Genomic DNA, 21,125 nt, shown 5'->3' with positions numbered 1-21,125 from the left:
TATAAAAAGCGCTTGTTAAAGAATTAATTTATTTAAAAAAATAATAATAGTAATAGGCAAAAAATTCTCTTATTAATGACATATAATGATGCCTTTTACTATAGTGATGAGAACTTGCAGAACCTAAATTATAAAAGCCTAGCTTATAATACATCAGCTTAATACGTGAAATATGATAATATTGTGATATAATAATTAATTTTCTGTAATTATTATCTTTCATTATTTTTAATGAGTTCTCAACATTTTCTTCAGTATTTAAGGCTTTATTATCTAAAATAATATCAGATAAAAGCACGCCGTGTTCCAATAAATATTCCTGCATGAGATCAGCTTCACAAAAGTTTTTATTAGCTAAACCTCCGGAAACAATTAATTTTTGAACTTGACCTTCGTTATATAATTTTAAACCAATATTTAGCCTCCGTATTAAAGACATAGGCATAGAACCGTCTGTTTTATTTTTTGTTCCAAAAATAACTCCTACGTCTGCATCCCTGGTATCTTCTTGGTTCCCATCAATAATAATAGCAACGGTATGAAGAATAAACCACAAGAATAAAAGTATAATTCCTGTAATAATATATTTTATTAATTTTCTGTAATAAGACATATTACAATAAACAATTCCGAAAAATAAAACTTATATATATAATTTTATTAAATTTATTATTTTTTTTATAAAAAAAGTTTAAAATTAAATACAAATTTTAGTTAAAAAAAGCTTAATTAATAAATTTTATATTTTATAATAATAAAAGACTGCATCCTCTAATATCGGAATTATCCATTCTTCCCAAAATTTTAAAACCATTCTTACCTTCATCTTTACCAATATCTTGGGTAGATATAAATGAACAACTATGAATATTTGCCAAGTCAATTATGTTGACACCTCCCGATCTGTTTGTTTCAACATATTCAAAAGGATCATCCACATCTCGAATTAAAATCTTCATCCAGGGAGGACATTTATAAACATTATTAGATAAGGAATAAGCTTGAGACAATAATTCCGTCATACTGTATTCCGAATAAATTTTATCGGTTTGAAAAGAATTTTTTAATTCTGTTAACAACTCATCTTTTGTCATTTCTTTTTTTCTTCCCTTCATTCCTCCTGTTTCTATAATTATAGTATTTTTCAGTTGTTGAGGATGAGAATTTGCAAAATCTAACAAAGCATAGGAAACACCAAAAAGAATAACTTTCTTATTCTCTTTTTCCAATCGATTTATAATAGCATGTAAATCATTAAAATTATGTAGATAATAACCATTTTCCACCTTTCCCGATTGCTCCATTAAATAATTTACCATATATATAAGTGAAGAATTATTTCTCTCCAAATAAGAAGGAAGCAAACCTAAATATATGTATTCGGAAGGGTCACCGAAAAAAATTGAAAATGAATGTAAAATACTTTGTTTATAAATATCTTCATTTGCTATATAATGCTTGGATAGGTTTTCGGAAGTAGTACCGCTACTTTGAAAATATAAATTCGGTGAGAAATTTTTATCAACAATTGTATTGGTTTTGAAAAATTCAATCGGTAAAAAAGGTATTTGCCGATAATTAAGAATTTTATTACAATCTATAGATAATAAATCAACAAAGGTTTTATAGGGTATATTATTTTTATATTGATACAAAAAAATTTGGATGGCGAGTGAATTAAATTCTTCCTCCGATTTGATTGAAAAAATATCAAAACTTTTCAACATTTGAATATATTTACTTTATATGCAAATTTAATAAGAAGTATTTAAATAATTTTTTAAAAATAGGTCGATTTGACAGCATTTTTACTATGGCAATAAAATTGATAAATATCAGTAACCAATAAAGAATTTAACCATGTCAATTCAAAGTGATAACGAAGAAAACGAATTAATTGAAGAAAATAACAATCAAGAAAATTTAAAGGATACTGAAAATATGTCAGAACCCAACAATAATTCTGACTTAACTGAAAAACTTGAAAAAGAAAAAGACAGATATATCCGTTTATTTGCTGAATTTGATAACTATAAAAAACGTGTAATTAAAGAGAGACAGGATCTTCTTAAATACTCGGATAAAGATATTTTAGAATCATTACTTCCGGTATTGGATGATTTTGATCGCGCAATTACCGAACTTGAAAAAAAGGAGGATGATCTTTCAGTTTTAGAAGGAGTGAAACTTATTTATAATAAGTTGTTCAATACCTTGAAAGATAGAGGATTGACTGTTATTGATGTAAAGGCCGGTGATGATTTTAACATTGATTATCATGAAGCAATTACCCAAGTCCCGTCTCCCGATGAAAGTCTAAAAGGTAAAATTATAGATGTGGTTCAAAAAGGGTACTTATTGCATGAAAAAGTTATTAGATACGCAAAAGTAGTTATTGGAAATTAAGAACTCAAAGAGGTTTATATAAAAAATTATGTCTAAAAGAGATTATTACGAAGTATTGGAGGTTTCTAAGAGTGTAACTGAAGTAGAGTTAAAAAAGGCCTATAGGAAAAAAGCACTCAAATATCACCCGGATAAAAACCCCGGTGATAAAGAAGCTGAAGAAAAATTCAAAGAAGCTGCTGAAGCTTATGAAGTTTTAAGTGATCCTCAAAAAAGAGCAAGGTATGATCAATACGGTCATGCCGGAGTAGGAGGGGCTGCCGGTGGTGGCTTTGGAGGGGGAATGAATATGGAAGATATTTTTTCCCATTTTGGTGATATTTTCGGTAGTGCCTTCGGAGGCGGTTTTGGCGGCTTTTCTTCAAGACCTCAACAAGTTCAAGGCTCCAATTTACGTATCCGTTTATCATTAACTCTTAAAGAAATTATTAACGGTGTTGAAAAAACCGTTAAAGTAAAAAGATTTAAATTAGCTCCGGGAGCTACCTCAAAAAATTGTCCTACCTGTAACGGGACCGGTCAAACGAGAAGAATCATGAATACTCCGTTTGGACAAATGCAAACTCAATCAGTATGTAATACTTGTGGAGGTACCGGTAAAGTTGCGGATCATATACCGCCGGGTGCTAATAATCATGGTTTAATTAAAGTTGAAGAAGAAGTATCCATTAAAATTCCTGCCGGTGTTAGAGAAGGAGTTCAGCTGCAAGTTAGAGGTAAAGGAAATGATGCACCATTTGGTGGAATACCCGGAGATTTAATCGTTGTGATTGAAGAAATTGAGGATGAAAATTTGAAAAGGGAAGGGGATAATCTTCATTATGAACTATATATTTCTGTACCTGAAGCTATTTTAGGTACGAAAAAAGAAATTCCTACGATTACGGGAAAAGTGAAAATTACAGTAGATTCCGGAACTCAATCAGGGAAAATTTTACGATTGAAAGATAAAGGATTGCCTCAAGTTCAAGGATATGGATATGGAGATTTATTTATTCATATCAATGTTTGGACACCTAATCCGAATAAATTAACTAAAGAACAGAGAGAATTTTTTGAATCTATGTTAGATAATGAACACTTTCATCCTAAGCCATCAAAAAATGATAAAACATTTTTTGAAAAGATCAAAGATATGTTCATGTAAAAAATTATCCGGAATTTATATAGAAAAAAATCTTTGAGTATCATATATACTCAAAGATTTTTTTATAGTTGAAATATAAAAAGGTACCAACTTTACATTGATACCTTTTCATTAATAATATTTAAAATTATTTATACTATTCAGCTTTTTTCTTAGCAGGTGTTTTTTTCGTAGATTTTTTAGTTACACCGGCATCATCATTTGATATCTCATTAGTAGCCGTTTTTTGTGAAATGTTACAATCTTCTGAATTTTCTTTTTGGCTATCATTCGAAACTTTAGCTAGATTGTCTTCATAAGCTTTTACGGTTTCTTCAGTTATGATAGCATTTTTAACCAATATATTATACCAAGTAAAAAGCTTTTTAAGATCTGAATTATATACTCTGTCTTCTGCATAATCCGGTTGAGCATCTTTCATTAAAGATCTTAACGTATTGGTATCATTTTTATCAAATTCAATTTCTTTAAATTGATGTTTTTTGGAAATTGAAACTAAAACTGAAATTAATGATACTTCAGAATCTTGAGTATAGATTGAAATGTTTTGCAGTAAACTTACTTGACTATTTGCATTAATAGACAATTTCTTTTGAGCAACTAAATCTTTAACAATGAAACCTCCTTTAGTTTGAGATAATAATTCAAATAAACCGGATTTCCCTGTAATTGCAATGATTTTAGTAAGATCCATATCAATATTGTAATTATATTTTTAATTAATTTATTTTAAAATTTAATGGGACGGAAATTTCATTCGGTATTCAGTCTCCACCTTTCCTTTACTAATATTGGCAAGTTTACCTTTTAGTAATTTTTTCTTAAGTGGAGATAATAAGTCTGTAAACAGAATTCCTTCAATATGATCGTATTCATGCTGAATAATACGCGCACGAACATCACCAAAATTTTCAGTTTTTTTATTCCAATTTTGATCAAAATATTCAATTGTAATATTTTCCAATCTTTTAATATCTTCTCGAATATCAGGAATACTTAAACATCCCTCGTTAAACTTCCAAAGTTCACCATCTCTTTTAGTTATTTTCGGATTTATGAAAACTTTCTTACAAAGGGCTAACTCGTCTTTTATGTCGACATAATCCTCATCTTCTGCCAATGGCGAAGCATCAATTACAAATAAACGTATGTTCAATCCTACTTGTGGGGCTGCTAAACCAATTCCATGTGCTTTATACATGGTTTCATACATATTTTCAATTAATTGATCTAAATCGGGATAATCTTTACCGATTTCTACTGTTTTTTTTCTTAAAACAGGTTCTCCATAGCCATAAATAGGTAAAATCATAATTTTATTTTTTCTCTAAATAGGTTTGTAAAATTAAAGTAGCACTTACTTCATCCAATAAATGTTTATTTTCTCTATTTTTTTTATTTTTTCCACTCAAACTAATAAAGTGAGACGCAATTTTTGAAGTAAATCTCTCATCTACTCTTTCAATCGGAATATTTGGAAAAAGAGAAGTAATCTTCTTGATTAATTTTTGAATTGAAATTTCAACATCTGAAAGTTCTCCGTTTAATCGAACAGGTAAACCAATAATTATTTTTTCGACAGAATTTTCAGCTATATATTTTTCAAGAAATGGAATCAGATTGGAAGTGATAATTCCGGCCAACCCACTGGCAACAATTTGCATATCATCCGTTTCTGCTAATCCGGATCTTTTTTCACCATAGTCGATGGCCAGTATTTTTGACATGAAAATAAATGTTAGTTTACAGATTAAAAGCTTCTTTAATTTGATCTAAATAATCTAATTTTTCCCAAGTAAATAATTCTACTTCGATTTCTTTTATTTCTGTCTTTCCATTCTCACGATTTCTTATAAATTTTTTTGTAACGATTTCGTTCTTTCTTCCCATGTGTCCATAGGCTGCTGTCTCCGTATATATTGGATTTCTTAATTTCAATCTTTTTTCAATAGCATAAGGTCTTAAATCGAATAATTTCTCAACTTTTAATGCTATATCTCCATCGGACAGATTAACTTTTGAGCTGCCAAAAGTATTAATATAAACACCGCACGGTTCGGTAATACCAATAGCATATGAAACTTGTACTAAAACTTCATCGGCAACCCCTGCCGCTACTAAATTTTTAGCAATATGTCTGGTAGCATAAGCAGCAGAACGATCCACCTTAGAAGGATCTTTTCCGGAAAATGCGCCACCGCCATGAGCTCCTTTACCACCATAAGTATCAACAATTATTTTTCTTCCGGTTAATCCGGTGTCTCCATGAGGTCCTCCGATTTCAAATTTTCCGGTTGGATTTATATGGTAAGTGATATTATCATCAAATAATGCTTTTATTTCATCTTTTGATTCTGCCTTAACTTCAGGAATAACAATTGAAATAATGTCCTGGGCAATTTTGTCCAATACAACCTTTTCATCCTCATCGAACATATCATGTTGTGTAGAAAGAACTATCGTATCAATACGTATAGGCTTATTATTATCGTCGTATTCAATAGTAACTTGAGATTTTGCATCCGGTCGAAGATAGGTCATAATTTGACCTTCTTTTCTTATTCGAGCTAACACACGTAAGATACTATGTGAAATATCTAAAGCCAAAGGCATATAATTATCCGTTTCATTGGTGGCATAGCCGAACATCATCCCTTGGTCACCTGCACCCTGTTCTTCTTTATTCTGTTTATCCACTCCGCGGTTTATATCCTGCGATTGTTCATGCAAAGCGGATAAAATACCGCAAGATTCGGCTTCAAATTTATATTCACTTTTCGTATAGCCTATTTTTTTTATAATATCTCTAGTAATATGCTGAACATCAATATACGTGTTGGATTTAATTTCTCCGGCTAATACTACCTGACCGGTAGTAACTAAAGTTTCACAAGCTACCTTAGAATCGGGATCAAATGCTAAAAAATTATCTAATATCGAATCTGAAATCTGATCAGCAACTTTATCTGGATGGCCTTCCGAAACCGATTCGGATGTGAATAAGTAAGGCATATTTTTTGCTTTTATTTTATTATAATCATTGCAAATTTAAGAACATTAATTAATAAATTTACTATATTTCAAAAATTATTATAGAGTTTATGAATTCAAAAAAATGCTTATTACTATCGCTAGCATCTTTATTAACAGTAGCATGTGCAACTAATCCTTTAACCGGAAGAAAATCATTAAATTTTGTATCCAACTCTCAATTATTGCCATCCTCATTTCAGCAATATCAAGAAGTTTTATCTTCCAATAAAATTATTACAGGAACTCCTCAAGCAAGGCAAGTGGAAGAAGTGGGTAACAGAATAAAAAAAGCCGCAGAAGATTATTATAGATCTATTGGGAAGTCTTCAGCTTTAAACGGTTATCAATGGCAATTTGTATTAATTGATGATCCCAAAACGGTTAATGCATGGTGTATGCCCGGAGGAAAAGTGGCTGTATATTCAGGAATTTTACCTATTTGTAAAGACGATACAGGACTAGCTGTTGTCTTGGGACATGAAATTGCCCATGCTCTGGCAGGTCACGGAGCTGAAAAAATTTCACAATCATATATTTCAGAAATCGGTGGACAGGTATTAGGAGGGGTTACCAACAACCAAGCTTTGCGTTCGGCAATTAATCAATATTACCCCGTAGCCAGTGGTATCACTCTTTTACGTTATGGTCGTAAACAAGAATCTGATGCAGATGAAATGGGTTTATATATTATGGCAATGGCAGGATATGATCCCAGACAAGCCCCTTTATTTTGGCAAAGAATGATTGACGCTACAGGAAGTACCGATACACCTGAATTTCTTTCCACGCACCCGAATCCTCAAAATAGAATTGCAGATATAAATAAAATAATGCCCAAAGCATTACAATATTATCAAGCTTATAAAGCTAATTAATTTGAATTAGTCTTTATGGCATGTAATTTGGCATAGACTAATGACTTTTAATTTGAAGAGAAGAAACAGATATATTCGAATTGATTACCATATAACCAAAATTTGAACCTAATTCTTTATTTTTGGATATGGTTGTCAATATTTTACCATTCAAAAGGAATTGAATAGAACTTTTGTCTGTTACGATTGAAAAACTATTCTTTTCCTTTTTATTATATTTTTGAATTTTTTGTTTGAAATAAATTTGTGATTTTCCTTCTCTTTTGCTCTCGTAAGATATAACTACTTCGTTTTCTGCATTAATTCCAAATAGGAGATAATTTTCAGGATATTTCCGATCATCAGCATATAAAATTATACCCGCAACTCCCTTAGGGTCATAAAAATTATTAATTTGTAATGAAGTAGTATAGGTAATATTTCGATCGGATATTGGAAGGGAGAGTAAAGAATAATTTAAAACATTTTTCAAATCAGCCTTCATCAATAAATTTCCTTCTTCAAGTTTAGTATATAGTGCATCTGTAGATATCGTATCCCAATGATTGGTATTGGTATGAAAATCATCGTTAAACAATAGGGACTCTTTTTTACAGGAATTAAAAATTAATAAACTTAAAATAAATAGTAAGCTTTTTTTATAAAAGTTATTACCAATCATAATCTTACATTTTATATCTAGCGGTAGCTATAGTTTTAAGATCAGAGAATTTATTATGTTCATATTTAATGCTTCCTACCACGGCAATCATGGCTGCATTGTCTGTTGTGTATTCGAATTTGGGGATAAAAGTATTACAATTTTTCTCTAATTCTAATTTTTTTATTTCTCTTCTTAACTCCGAATTCGCCGAAACACCACCGGCAATTGCTACATTTTTAATACCCGTAATTTCAATAGCCAACTTTAATTTATCTAACAATGAAGATAGAATTGTTTTTTGGACGGATGCACATATATCTTCAAGATTCTCTTTTATAAAGTCCGGGTTTTTCTGTAGTTCTTTTTGTATGAAATAAAGCACGGAAGTCTTTATGCCACTAAAAGAAAATTTGATTCCTTCCAATTTTGGCAACGGAAATTTAAATTTATGTTTATCTCCATTTTGAGAAAGTTTATCAATTGTAGGTCCTGCCGGATATTCAAGTCCCAAAATTTTACCTATCTTATCAAAAGCTTCACCCGCCGCATCATCCAAAGTTTCTCCCAACACTTCCATATCAAAATAATCATTTACCTGAACAATTTGGGTATGTCCACCACTTACCGTAAGACATAAAAATGGAAATGATATATTTTCTTTAGATTCATCCTCAATAAAATGTGCAAATATATGCCCTTGCATGTGATTAACTTCAATAAGAGGAACGTTCAATGACATAGATAATGATTTTGCAAAACTGGTCCCTACTAATAAGGATCCTAATAAACCCGGACCACGGGTAAAAGATATCGCATCAATTGCTTTTTTATTTATATTTGCTAATTGAATTGCTTGATGTACAACGGGGATAATATTTTGTAAATGAGCACGAGAGGCTAATTCCGGAACTACACCGCCATAATTTTGGTGTATTTTTTGGGTAGATACTACATTAGATAGTATTTTTTTACCTTGTATTACAGCTGCTGATGTATCATCACATGACGATTCTATTCCTAAAATAATGGGTGTTTTCATTTATGACAAAGTTACTAATTAAAAAAATATTTTTTAAGTCATCCAAGGCAATTCTCTATGCATTTTGCATTTTATTTTTACTACTTCTATCTTTAATTATTGTTATAAATTTACCATCTGTTAAAGATAAAATAGCAAAAGAGGCACTTTCCTATTTAAACCAAGAATTCAAAACTTCGATTTCTGCTCAAAGAATTGAAGTTGATTATTTTGGAAATCTTACTTTACATGATGTAATTATTAAAGATCATCATCAGAATAATTTACTAACTGTAAAAGAATTAAAAGGATATTTAAATACCATATCTTTAATTGAAAATTTGGTAATTAAGCATGTTGATGATATCAAAATTGATCAATTGCGTTTACAAGATCCTGTCATCAAAGTAATTACTTATAAAAATGAAAATCATGATAATTTTTCTATTTTCATAGATAATTTTAACTCAGATAAACCTTCTCAAAAAAAAGATTTTAAATTAAACGGAAGGGTAGATATAATCAATGGTCGATTTTCAATTGTAAATCAAAATTTACCATTAGAAGATCAAGTCTGGTTAGATACTTCTGAATTAAATTTAAAAGCTTCGAGCGTTGATGTTTTTAATTCGGATGTAAGGGTTTTAGTTGAGCAATTTAATTTCAAAGCTAAAAGGCATAAGGAAAATTATACGGTTTACCAATTTTCATCCGATATTCATTATTCAGAAACAGAACTTTCTTTCAAAGACCTTCTTTTTGAATCAGATACCTCATTGTTATTAGGTTCTTTATTTTTTAATCACACCAAAGAAAATGGATTGAGTAACTTTTCTGATCAGGTAGCATGGAATATGGAAGTAAACAAAGGAAGTAAAGTATCAGGTAAAGACATACGATATTTTGTAAAAAACTGGGATACTAATTCTATACTTAACATTTCTTCGAAAGTTAATGGTACACTTAATAATTTAACATTAACTAATCCAATCTTATCGGTTAACGGTACTTTTTATTCTTCCCCTAGCTTAGTGTTGAAAAATTTAGTTACTACTGATCCTTCCCAATCTTTTAATATAGAAACCAAAGAAACGCATCTTCAATCTTCATATGCCTCTCTTAATTCATGGTTACCGAAATTTATTTCTAAGGAAATACCCAAAATAGTAGCAGAATTTGGAACTATGAATTATATGGGTTCATTTTTAATTGATAAAAAAGACCTTAGTATAAATGGTAAAATGATTAGCTCTTTAGGTACAGTAACAGCGGATGCTCAATTAAAAGATTATGCTTCCCAAAAACCTAGATATAAAGGAAAATTAGAAACATACCAATTAAATTTAGCTTCTTTTATTAAAACAACAACACTAGGTCCTATATCCGCTAAAATTCAATTTGACGGCAGCGGATTTAATCTGGACCATATGGATACTAAATTTGATGCAAAACTGAATAGTTTAGTTATTAATGGTAAAGCGATTAATGATATTTCAGCTGTGGGTAATTTAAGAGATAAAATTTTTGAAGGTAAAATTATTTCCAATGACAAATACGCTAATTTTGACTTTAATGGTACAATAAATTTTGCTCAAAAATATATTAAAACCAACTTTGATGCAGATATTAAATCATTAAATTTAGGCTATTTTACTTCTCTAGCCGATAAAAATAAATCATTTAAAGGAATAGTCAAAGCAGATATTGAATTCAGCTCCATTGATGATTTAATTGGACAAATCAACATTAATTCAATTTCTATTGAAGATAATGGTAAAACTACTAATTATAATGATATACAAATAAAAACAAGTTTTGAGGAAGGAAATCGAAATTTAGATATTTTTTCTCCGAACATGATTACTGCCAATATTTATGGTAAATACAAATTAGAAGATATTCCTGATATGTTACAGAAAGGAATTGGGAACCTGGTAGCTAATTTTAAAACTAATAAACGATTTGACAATCAAGAGTTTTCATTTATTTTGGATATACAAAAGGATTTATTTGATTTATTAATGATGGATGTTAACTTATCCCCGGGAACGACTATTACAGGAAGGTATGTTGGCAATGGAAATAAGTTACAGGCACAAATGATTTCAGAATATATATATTATAAAAATATCAAACTAACCAATCCGAATATATTTTTAAATACAGAAGATACCTTACGACAATTTATGGGATCTTTATCTTCTCTAAATATAGACAATACGAATATTGAAAAAATCAATTTTTCCGGATATAATAAAAATGATTCCCTATTTGTTTCCACTAATTTTTATCATGGAAAATATAAAGAAAAACAAACTAATTTTGATTTAAATTTATATCAAACTCAAAAAAATAATGATATTATTATTGGGTTTAAACCTTCTAATATTAATTTGGCACAAGCAAAATGGAAACTGAATCCTAATTTTAAATCGGATGAAGCCATTGCGAAATATAATTTATTAACTAACAAATTAGTTTTACAAAAAATTGAATTAACATCTGAAAATTCTGAAATTTTATTGTCCGGAGAATATACCACCAAAAACGAATATACTTTTGATCTGAATTTAAAAGATGTTAAATTAGAAAAAATATTACCTCACAGTTTACTTAAAGATATGTCTTTTGAGGGTGTTGCCAATGGATCTGCCAAAGTACTTAAAAATTCAAGTGAACTTAAACCGCTTGTGGATCTTTATATTGATCAATTGAAATTTAATGGTCAAAATTTAGGGAATTTGGCCATGAGAGCAATTTACGATGCTAAAACCAACCGATATTTATTACAAAGTAAATTAGAAGATTCCGGACAAGATCGTTTTTTAGCTGACGGATATATAGCCAATCAAAATGGTAAGCCTTCTCAATTGAATATAGATTTACAAGCCAATCAAATGAACATTGCTCCTATAGGAACTTTTTTACAAAGTATTTTCTCAAATTTCAGAGGAACTGCCACCGGAAATGTTCAAATTTCAGGAGATATAACTTCGCCTAAATATCAAGGTTCCCTTACAATGTCTAAAGTTGGATTTAAAGTTAACTTTTTAGGGGTTGATTATCAACTTACTAAAGATCAAGATTTACAAATATCTGACGGTATATTTTTATTTGATAATATTGAGTTGATGGATACTCAAAGAAAAACTAAGGGAGTAGTTTTTGGACCTTTAATGACTAAAAATTTCTCCGAATGGGGAATGAACCTAGACTTTACTTCGGATAAGCTTTTAGTGTTAAATACTACCATGAAAGAAAATGATCTTTTTTATGGAACTATTTATGCTTCAGGTAATTTTTCCATAACAGGAACAACGGATAAAGGTATTGATATTTCAGCAACTGCCATGGCTCTTGAGGGAAGCAGCCTCACAATAAACAGCAGTAGTACAACTAATGCTACCGACATTCAATTTATCAAATTCATTCCTGAACAACATAAAGAAGGAGATGAAAAAGAAACTAAACCACCTATGGGATTATCCATACGTGCAGACGTTACAGCAGACAATAAATCTGTGGTTAATTTAATTATTAGTCAAGAAACCGGAGATAAAATAGTGGTTCGGGGAGATGCAAAACATCTAAAATTTGATATGTCAAAAGCAGGAGTTATTTCTATGGACGGTACTTACACAATAACCGGTGATAGTAAATATTATTATAATATGTTTGTTAATAAGGACTTTACTATTGTTCCCGGAAGTACTATCCGATGGGAAAATCGTGGTCCTACCGAAGCCGATTTAAATATTCGCGCTTCCTATACCAGATTAGTAAGTAATATTGGCGATTATTTGGGTATTTCTACAGTTCCCGCTTCTAATGTAACAGTTTCGGCGTTATTAACCGGTTATTTATCTAAACCAAGTTTGACTTTTGATATACAAGCAGATGCTTCTTCTTCGGTTCGTGATCAACTCAATACTAAACTAAATAATAATGAAGGGGAAAAATACAATCAAGTAGCAGGAATTGTTGTTTTTGGAAGCTTTTTATCCGATAAAATGGGAGGTAGCAGTTATGCTTCTTCTGCTTATGATGTAGTATTGAAACAATTAACTTCTGCAATAAATAATATAAGTGGAGTATTTTCTCTGGATGCTAATTTTAATGCCGGTTCAAGAGTCGACGATACAAGTGACCGGATCTCTTTAGACCCTACATTTAAAGTGAATCAAAGGTTATCCATAGTTGGATCAGTTAATATGCCTCTGGAACAAAAAAGTGCTGCCGACGTATGGACCTATGGTGCAAAAATTAATTATGACATATCAAAAAACAATGATAAATCGCTAATTATCAATGGTTTTTCAAAACCTTCCACTTTTGGGTTGGAAACTTCGGTATTATCCACTACAGGGGCAAATAATCAATCGTATGGCGGGGGGATTGTTTACAAAAAATCTTTTAATAAATTCAGTGATTTGTTTAGTAAAAAGAGAAAGAAAAAAGAAATTGTAAAGGATAAAAAGGATTCCATTAGTACTCACTAATGGATTCCAAAATTAATTATAGCGTTATAAATTATTATAAATTTTATTAAAACCACCCTTTACGATTTAAAATATAAGTCTTATAAAATTCTTTATCAGATTTGGTAAGGTACAAAATTCCTTCAATTAATCCTATAATACCCATTACAATTGCGCCTCCACCACAAGTAAACCATGAAGTTAATAAAGTAATTAATAACATAATTAAGCCTTCTTTATTATACCCTAAGTAAAACTTATGAATACCAAAACTACCTAGTAGAATACCACAAATTCCGGCTATTAATTTTTTACTATTAGCATCTTTAAGTTGATCTTGTGAAATTTCATATGAATTACTATAAGTTTGATTCGTTTCTTGCATATATTTTTATTTATATTAAATATTAATAAAACCGTAATCTTATAATATTTTTTAAATTATAAACAAATATTATGCATTTTTTGGGTTTATATATATAAATCTTCTTTTTGGAAAAAAAATAGTATTTTTGTCAACAAAATAATCTGTACCATGAATTATGATATTATAGTTATAGGTAGCGGGCCCGGTGGATATGTTGCTGCTATTAGAGCCGCTCAATTAGGTTTTAAAACAGCTGTAGTTGAGCGAGAAAATCTAGGAGGAATTTGTTTAAACTGGGGATGTATACCAACTAAAGCTCTTATTAAAAGTGCTCACGTATATGAAGAAATAAATCATGCTGAAGAATTTGGATTGAATAAAACCGAATCATCTTTTGATTTTTCTAATGTTATTAAACGCAGTAGGGGAGTAGCCGATAAAATGAATAAAGGGGTTGGCTTCCTTATGAAAAAAAATAAAATTGATGTAATTAACGGAAATGCCAAAGTTAAGCCCGGAAAAAAAATAGAGGTTACTGATAAAGAAGGTAAAGTAACAGAATATTCAGCATCTCACATTATTATTGCTACCGGTGCAAGATCAAGAGTATTACCTAATTTACCTCAAGATGGTAAAAAAATAATCGGTTATAGAGAAGCCCTTACTCTTCCAACTATGCCTAAATCTATGATTGTAGTTGGTTCGGGAGCTATAGGTATTGAATTTGCATATTTCTATGCAACCATGGGAGTTAAAGTAACCGTAGTTGAATTTTTACCTAATATTGTCCCTGTTGAAGACGAAGAAGTTTCCAAACATGTTGAAAAATCTATTAAAAAACATGGTATAGAAGTTATGGTTAATTCTTCAGTTGAAAAAGTTGAAACTCAGGGAGACGGAGTTAAAGCTTTTGTTAAAACAGCGAACGGAGAAATAACTTTAGAAGCAGATATTATTTTATCTGCAGTAGGTATTACCGCAAATATTGAAAATATAGGATTAGAAGAGGTAGGAATATCTACAGATAAAGGAAGAATCCTTGTTGACAGTTTTTACAATACAAACATTCCAGGCTATTATGCCATTGGTGATGTTATTCCCGGCCCTGCTTTAGCCCACGTAGCTTCTGCAGAAGGAATTCTTTGTGTTGAAAAAATTAAAGGTATGAATGTTGAACCTATTGATTATGGAAACATTCCGGGATGTACTTATTGTTCTCCTGAAATCGCTTCTGTGGGTATGACAGAGAAAAAAGCCAAAGAAGCAGGTTATGATATTAAAGTGGGTAAATTTCCTTTTGTAGCATCCGGAAAAGCAACTGCTAACGGTGACACTGATGGTTTTATAAAAGTTATTTATGATGCCAAATACGGTGAGTTATTAGGTTGTCATATGGTAGGTAACGGAGTTACTGATATGATTGCGGAAGCTGTAGCTGTGAGAAGATTAGAAGCTACTTCACATGAAATTTTAACCACTGTGCATCCACATCCGACTATTTCAGAAGCATTTAAAGGTGCAACAGAGGCGGCATATGGAGAAGCAATCGATTTATAATATTGTTTAGTTATATAGTTCTGTTTAAATAGTATGAATTCTTATTCTATTTAAATTAATATATAATGGATGCAAAATATAATTTTAAAATAAAAGACTATCTTGCTAATAGATAGTCTTTTATTTTTTAACTTATTGATTTTCGAATTACAACTATATGAATACATTTAAAATTATTTTAGCTTCTCAATCTCCACGAAGACAAGAACTTTTAAAAAGTTTAAATTACAAATTTGAGACTCTACATTTAAATATAGATGAAAGTTATTCTCCCTTATTAAAAGAAAATCAAATTACCGAATATTTAGCAGAGCAGAAATCGAAACATTATGGAGAAGTAGCTGATCAAACGGTTGTGATCACAGCAGATACCATTGTTTGGATGAAAGATCATGCATTGGAAAAACCTGAAAATTTCGAACAAGCAAAAAAAATGTTGTTTGAATTATCAGGAAATTCACATAAAGTGTATACTTCTGTAGGATTTTCAACCAAAAAAGATTTTAAGGTTTTTACGGATTGTACAGAAGTTCATTTTTTACCTATGAATGAAAAAGAAATTGAATTTTACCTATCTCATTTCAAACCCTATGATAAATCGGGTTCTTATGGTATTCAAGACTGGATAGGGTTGGCAAAAATCGATAAAATAAACGGTTCATTTTTTACTATTATGGGATTACCAACGCATATAGTCTATGAATATCTTGAAAATCTAACCTTTTAACCTATCTTATATATTGTATAAAAGCTGTAAAGTAATTACAATCAAAATATTCCATTGTTTAAAGAGTTAAAAATATTTTCAGAGTACTAATTCTTTATATATTTTTGTATCATATAAAATAAGTAAAAGTGAAAAAATCCATAAGTGTTTGTTTATATTTTTTTACCTGTATTGTATTTTCACAATCGGTTTTAATGACCATAAATAATGAAATTATTTATACCAATAATTTTGAAAATAATTATAGAAAAAGTTTAGAACTGCTTGGAACGGACAAAACTATAGACAATTATATTGACTTTAACCTTCTTAAACAATATGCACTTGCAAACAACATAGAAAATTCTATAGGTTTTCAGTCAGAATTAGCCAAAGGAGCTGAACAATTAAAAAACAGCTTATTTTATCCTTCTGAATTTCTTGAACCGTTACTGCGTGATTATTATAAAAAAATTCTGGTTGAAAAAAAATTTCAATTGTTGGTTTTTAAAAATGAATTTTTAACCAACAAAAATGAAACTTATAAAAGCAAATTTATAAATTCAATTATAGATAGCATCGGTAATGATCCCTTACGCTTTGAAAAAGCCGTATCAAAATATTCAATACTTTCGGATTTTAAAAAACCTTCTTATTTAAATATATTCGCTTTAAATAAAAATGTGGTGGATGCTATATATAATGCACCGCTTAATCAGGTAACTACATTTGTAGATGAAAATGATAATATATATCTTATTTTGGTTTCCAATGAAAGAAAATACTTAGGTGAAGTATCTTTAGGCCAAATATATATTCCGGATACTTCTCGATTAGGTAAAATTGAGATTGATAAAGTTTATAAAGAACTTAAACAAGGAGAAAGCTTTTCTAAAATTAAAGATGAAATCTTTAAAAATTATAATGTTTTAAATAAAAATAATATTCTTTCTAATGAGGAAGTATATACATATGTGGTTAATCAAATTAAATCCGAACCTAATAATACCCCGGATTATTCTCAACCCATTAAATTAGAAGATGGTTATGTTATTTGTGAATATTATTTTAATGATAATTATGATTCATATTCAATCGCTAGAAATAAAATATACAACAGCTTAAAAAAATCAGAAGAAATCAAACGGTTAAACGATTTATTAATTTTGAAATTAAAAAAACAACCTTTTTATAAAGAAAATTTTATCCATCTAAGTAATTTTATTTCTTCTTTACCTCAAACTTATAATCAATTTACTGATTTTACTATTCCAAATAATGAGACAATTATTACTATTGGAGATTCCTATACACTTACCTTAAATGATATACTGGTAAATCTTAAACAATATTTAAATTCTGAAAATTATTATGAAAGAAATCAATTAATTTTTGATTATTTAAATAATTGGGGGAAAGAGAATATTTTGGAGTATTACAAGACACATTTTTTCGAATTCAACAAAGCTAAAAAAAATTATGAGAATTTAAAAGATCAACTTCTTATTAAATATGCGCTTAATTTAATTGCTTACGAAGCTCAAAACGATAAAATCGGTCAAAAAAAATTCTTACATGATCAAGCTGCTCGATTGACCTGGAAGGAAAGAATTGAAGGTACTTTTTATTATTGTCTCAATTCTGATATAGAAACTAAAGTCCTTAACTGGTTAAAAAATAAAAAGTCAGTAAACTTTATAAAAAATCAATTTGAAGATAAACGTGAAGAATTAATAATTGAAGAAGGTAAAAAGACTCGAGAATCTCTTAATTTGCCTGTAAATAAAAAATTAACTAAAGGATTATATGTCGTTGACAGTAAAAATAGAAGATTGATAATAAATATTAAAAAAATAATTAAAAATGATAAAATGAGTTTAGATGATCTTCAAAAATATTATTTAAATGAATTCATTGATTTTAAAACGTCACAAACAATAAAATTATTAAAAGAGAATGCTGTTGTCACAATGGATTCAAATCAAGTAAAAAGATTAAAAGATATTTATAAATGATAACGTTAAAAACTAATATAAACACTAATTACTCATAAAAGAATTTTAAATTTGCAGAATATAAAAATTAAAATGAATAGATTATTTATAGTTGTAACCTTTTTTATGGCTACCTTCATTTTTGCGCAAGAAACAAAAATTGATGGAATTGTAGCTGTCGTGGGAAATGAAATTATTACAGAAACTGATGTTAAAGAAGGTGAAAATTACGCTCGATCTGAAGGACAAACCGTAACTGATAGATGCAGCTTTATAGAAAATATGATGAAAGAAAAAATTATTTTATATAAAGCTAAACAAGATACTCTTATAACTGTTAATAAAGATGAAGTAGCCAGAGAGGCTGAATCACGTATTGAAGGATATAGAAATTATTTTGGTTCAGATGTCAATATTCTAACCAATTTCAAATTTAAAACTATGGGTGAGCTAAGAAGTTTACTCGAAACAATGATTAAAAATCAAATGTATACTCAAAGGAAAATGGCTGACATAACAAAAAATGTAGACGTTTCTCCAGAATATTTAAAAGATTTTTACAAAGCTCATGAATCAGAATTTCCTACTTTAAATGAAGAAATCGAATATGGGCAAATCTATATGTATCCTAAATTAACAGAAAGTCATAAACAAGAATTGATTGATCAATTAAAATCTATAAAAAAACAAATTGAAGAAGGAGCCAGTTTTGCTGACATGGCTAAAAAATATTCACAAGATCCGGGTTCAGCTGCTAATGGTGGACAAATTTTAAATGTTAGAAGAGAACAAATGGTAAAAGAGTTCGATGCGGTTGCTTTTGGATTGGAAGAAGGACAAATATCCGAACCATTTGAAACTGAATATGGATTCCATATTGTTTATCTTGAAAAAAAGAAAGGTCAAGTGATTGATTTAAGACATATATTATTAATGTCTGTTCCTAATCAAGAAGAAATTAAAACAGCTATAAAAAAACTGGAAGATATCAGGGAAGATATTAAATCAGAAAAAATAACATTCAATCAAGCTGCTTTAAAATATTCTGACGATAAATATACTAAATATAATGGCGGTTTATTATCAAATTCTCAAACCGGTGATAACAGATTTGAAAAAATAAAACTACCTACCAAAGTGCTTTATAACCTTTCAGGACTTGGAAAAGGAGATTTATCTGAAGTATTTGAAGATAAAGAAAATAACCGAACGGTAGTGAAACTATTGAAAATAACCGATGTAATTCCGGCTCACAAAATGAATTTAGAAATTGATTATAACAGAATCAAAGGCTTTGCTCAGAAAACTAAAGAAAATGAAGTAATTGAAAAATGGGTAGAAGCGCAAATTCCTTCAACATTTATAACAGTTCAAGATGAATATAAAAAATGTAACTTTTCTATCGATTGGTTACAAAATAAAAATAGATAATCAGTAAACTATTAGTTAAAAAGCCCTGTAGTACAGGGCTTTATTTTTTTCAATAAACTTCATTAGTATATGCGAATGTTTTTTATAATTTATCTGTAATCAATAACCATTGATTGAATAATTATTTCGGTTCAACTAATAATTGTACTCAATTATCAATTTCTAGAAAAAGTAATCCTATATTTGAAAAATATTTTAAGAATCTATAAAATCTTAAAAAAATATTTTAAATAAAATTTAATATATTCCTATTAACACATTTAACTTCATTTTAATTGAAATATTATAATGTTTGCTAATAACGATTCCTTTACGATGCAAGCCAAAACCTTTTATGGCTTAGAAGATGTGCTTGTACAAGAACTAAAACATTTAGGTGCTTCTCAAATTGTTAAAAAAAACAGAGCGGTTGAATTCCTTGGAGATTTAGGATTTTTATACAAAGCGAATTATTCGTTAAGAACAGCCCTGAAAATTTTGGTGCCCATACATCATTTTAAAGCTAAAAATGAAACTATTTTTGAAAAGGAAATAAATAAAATTCCATGGGAAAATTATTTTTTCAATTCGCAATCTTTTGCAATTGATGCAACGGTATATTCCGATTATTTTAAACATTCCCAATACATTATGTTAAAAATGAAAGATGGAATCGTTGATCGTTTCAGAAAAAAATTTGGCAAAAGACCCGACATTGAAAGATATAATCCGGATATAAAATTTCATTTACATATCAGTAACCAAGAAGTAACTATATCTTTAGACAGCAGTGGAGATCCACTCTTTAAAAGAGGTTACAGAAAATCTCATTTTGAAGCTCCTATAAATGAAGTATTAGCTGCCGGATTATTGAATTTAGCAGGATGGGACGGAAAAGGAAATTTTCTTGACCCGATGTGCGGTTCGGGCACTTTGTTAGTAGAAGCCGCCATGATCGCTTTAAATATGCCTCCGCAATTGCATCGAAAACAATTTGGGTTTATGAATTGGAAAAATTTCGATTTGGAGTTATTTAACAAAATAAAAGATACTCGAATTAACAGGATTAAAGATTTTTCAGGTAAAATAGTCGGATATGATATTTCTGATAAAGCCTTAGTTTCTGCAAAAAATAATATTGAAGCAGCAGATTTGTCAGAATTTATAGAATTAAAAAATCAGGATTTTTTTACTTCAAAAAAAGAACTATTTCCCTTATTAGTTGTTTTTAATCCTCCTTACGATGAAAGACTATCCATTACTACAGATCATTTTTATAAAAATATCGGAGATACATTAAAAAATAATTATAAAAACACATTAGCTTGGTTCATTACTTCAGATTTGGAAGCCTATAAAAAAATCGGCTTACGTCCTTCAAGAAAAATTAAAATTTATAACGGGAAATTGGAATGTCGTTTTTTTCAATACGATATTTATGAAGGAAGTAAAAAAAATAAGATAATAAGTTAAAAATTAGTGAAAATTGAT

18 protein-coding genes are annotated in these 21,125 nt (G+C 29.4%); 9 read left to right on the top strand and 9 right to left on the bottom strand.

Features of this window, described 5'->3' with window-relative positions:
- Positions 1–28 precede the first annotated feature (28 nt).
- Positions 29–613, bottom strand: a complete 585-nt coding sequence (locus G8C41_RS04325) for a YdcF family protein (RefSeq protein ID WP_160556616.1) — start codon at positions 611–613, stop codon at positions 29–31.
- A gap of 133 nt (positions 614–746) precedes the next feature.
- Positions 747–1,727 (bottom strand): acyl transferase, encoded by a 981-nt coding sequence (locus G8C41_RS04320; protein ID WP_166006277.1) that lies wholly within the window; start codon positions 1,725–1,727, stop codon positions 747–749.
- A 133-nt stretch (positions 1,728–1,860) separates the two neighbouring features.
- Here G8C41_RS04320 and G8C41_RS04315 point away from each other — a divergent pair, with 133 nt between their 5' ends.
- Positions 1,861–2,406: a nucleotide exchange factor GrpE gene (locus tag G8C41_RS04315; protein ID WP_160542128.1), complete on the top strand. Its 546-nt coding sequence runs from the start codon at positions 1,861–1,863 to the stop codon at positions 2,404–2,406.
- Between the two features lie 28 nt (positions 2,407–2,434).
- Complete coding sequence (gene dnaJ, locus G8C41_RS04310) at positions 2,435–3,553, top strand: molecular chaperone DnaJ (protein WP_160542127.1); 1,119 nt, start codon at positions 2,435–2,437, stop codon at positions 3,551–3,553.
- Positions 3,554–3,689: 136 nt separating this feature from the next.
- On the opposite strand, the gene G8C41_RS04305 is transcribed toward dnaJ, so the two are convergent.
- The 4 genes from G8C41_RS04305 to metK are packed head-to-tail and all read right to left on the bottom strand — an operon-like array spanning position 3,690 to position 6,565.
- Positions 3,690–4,247 (bottom strand): DUF5606 domain-containing protein, encoded by a 558-nt coding sequence (locus G8C41_RS04305; protein WP_166006275.1) that lies wholly within the window; start codon positions 4,245–4,247, stop codon positions 3,690–3,692.
- Positions 4,248–4,289: 42 nt separating this feature from the next.
- Complete coding sequence (def, locus tag G8C41_RS04300) at positions 4,290–4,865, bottom strand: peptide deformylase (RefSeq protein WP_160542125.1); 576 nt, start codon at positions 4,863–4,865, stop codon at positions 4,290–4,292.
- A gap of 4 nt (positions 4,866–4,869) precedes the next feature.
- Positions 4,870–5,280 carry a Holliday junction resolvase RuvX gene (gene ruvX / locus G8C41_RS04295; protein ID WP_166006273.1) on the bottom strand — a complete coding sequence of 137 codons (411 nt, stop codon included), beginning with the start codon at positions 5,278–5,280 and terminating at the stop codon, positions 4,870–4,872.
- Positions 5,281–5,296: 16 nt separating this feature from the next.
- Positions 5,297–6,565: a methionine adenosyltransferase gene (gene metK, locus G8C41_RS04290; RefSeq protein WP_166006271.1), complete on the bottom strand. Its 1,269-nt coding sequence runs from the start codon at positions 6,563–6,565 to the stop codon at positions 5,297–5,299.
- Positions 6,566–6,654: 89 nt separating this feature from the next.
- Between metK and G8C41_RS04285 the strand changes: the two genes are divergently transcribed.
- Positions 6,655–7,461 (top strand): M48 family metallopeptidase, encoded by an 807-nt coding sequence (locus G8C41_RS04285; RefSeq protein WP_166006269.1) that lies wholly within the window; start codon positions 6,655–6,657, stop codon positions 7,459–7,461.
- Positions 7,462–7,498: 37 nt separating this feature from the next.
- On the opposite strand, the gene G8C41_RS04280 is transcribed toward G8C41_RS04285, so the two are convergent.
- Both G8C41_RS04280 and tsaD read right to left on the bottom strand, forming a co-directional pair.
- Positions 7,499–8,122, bottom strand: a complete 624-nt coding sequence (locus G8C41_RS04280) for a hypothetical protein (RefSeq protein WP_160556623.1) — start codon at positions 8,120–8,122, stop codon at positions 7,499–7,501.
- Between the two features lie 4 nt (positions 8,123–8,126).
- Complete coding sequence (gene tsaD / locus G8C41_RS04275; protein ID WP_166006267.1) at positions 8,127–9,143, bottom strand: tRNA (adenosine(37)-N6)-threonylcarbamoyltransferase complex transferase subunit TsaD; 1,017 nt, start codon at positions 9,141–9,143, stop codon at positions 8,127–8,129.
- Between the two features lie 2 nt (positions 9,144–9,145).
- Between tsaD and G8C41_RS04270 the strand changes: the two genes are divergently transcribed.
- Entirely contained in the window at positions 9,146–13,621 is a 4,476-nt protein-coding gene (locus G8C41_RS04270) for a hypothetical protein (protein ID WP_166006265.1), read from the top strand.
- A gap of 46 nt (positions 13,622–13,667) precedes the next feature.
- Here G8C41_RS04270 and G8C41_RS04265 read toward each other — a convergent pair whose 3' ends face one another.
- A complete protein-coding gene (locus tag G8C41_RS04265) occupies positions 13,668–13,985 on the bottom strand; it encodes a TM2 domain-containing protein (RefSeq protein WP_185150444.1) in 318 nt (105 codons plus the stop codon).
- A gap of 150 nt (positions 13,986–14,135) precedes the next feature.
- On the opposite strand from G8C41_RS04265, the gene lpdA reads away from it, so the two are divergent.
- From lpdA to G8C41_RS04240, 5 genes are all read left to right on the top strand, one after another.
- Positions 14,136–15,524: a dihydrolipoyl dehydrogenase gene (gene lpdA, locus G8C41_RS04260; protein ID WP_166006263.1), complete on the top strand. Its 1,389-nt coding sequence runs from the start codon at positions 14,136–14,138 to the stop codon at positions 15,522–15,524.
- A 157-nt stretch (positions 15,525–15,681) separates the two neighbouring features.
- Entirely contained in the window at positions 15,682–16,251 is a 570-nt protein-coding gene (locus G8C41_RS04255; protein ID WP_166006261.1) for a Maf family nucleotide pyrophosphatase, read from the top strand.
- A 128-nt stretch (positions 16,252–16,379) separates the two neighbouring features.
- Positions 16,380–18,245, top strand: coding sequence for a hypothetical protein (locus G8C41_RS04250; protein WP_166006259.1), 1,866 nt, complete (start codon positions 16,380–16,382; stop codon positions 18,243–18,245).
- Between the two features lie 72 nt (positions 18,246–18,317).
- On the top strand, positions 18,318–19,655 hold the full coding sequence (locus G8C41_RS04245) for a peptidylprolyl isomerase (RefSeq protein ID WP_160542115.1): 1,338 nt from the start codon (positions 18,318–18,320) through the stop codon (positions 19,653–19,655).
- Positions 19,656–19,943: 288 nt separating this feature from the next.
- Complete coding sequence (locus tag G8C41_RS04240) at positions 19,944–21,107, top strand: class I SAM-dependent RNA methyltransferase (protein ID WP_166006257.1); 1,164 nt, start codon at positions 19,944–19,946, stop codon at positions 21,105–21,107.
- The last annotated feature ends 18 nt before the right edge of the window (positions 21,108–21,125 follow it).

This window comes from Apibacter sp. B3706, assembly GCF_011082725.1.
GTDB lineage: Bacteria > Bacteroidota > Bacteroidia > Flavobacteriales > Weeksellaceae > Apibacter.
This window is presented reverse-complemented; position numbering and strand designations above follow the sequence as displayed.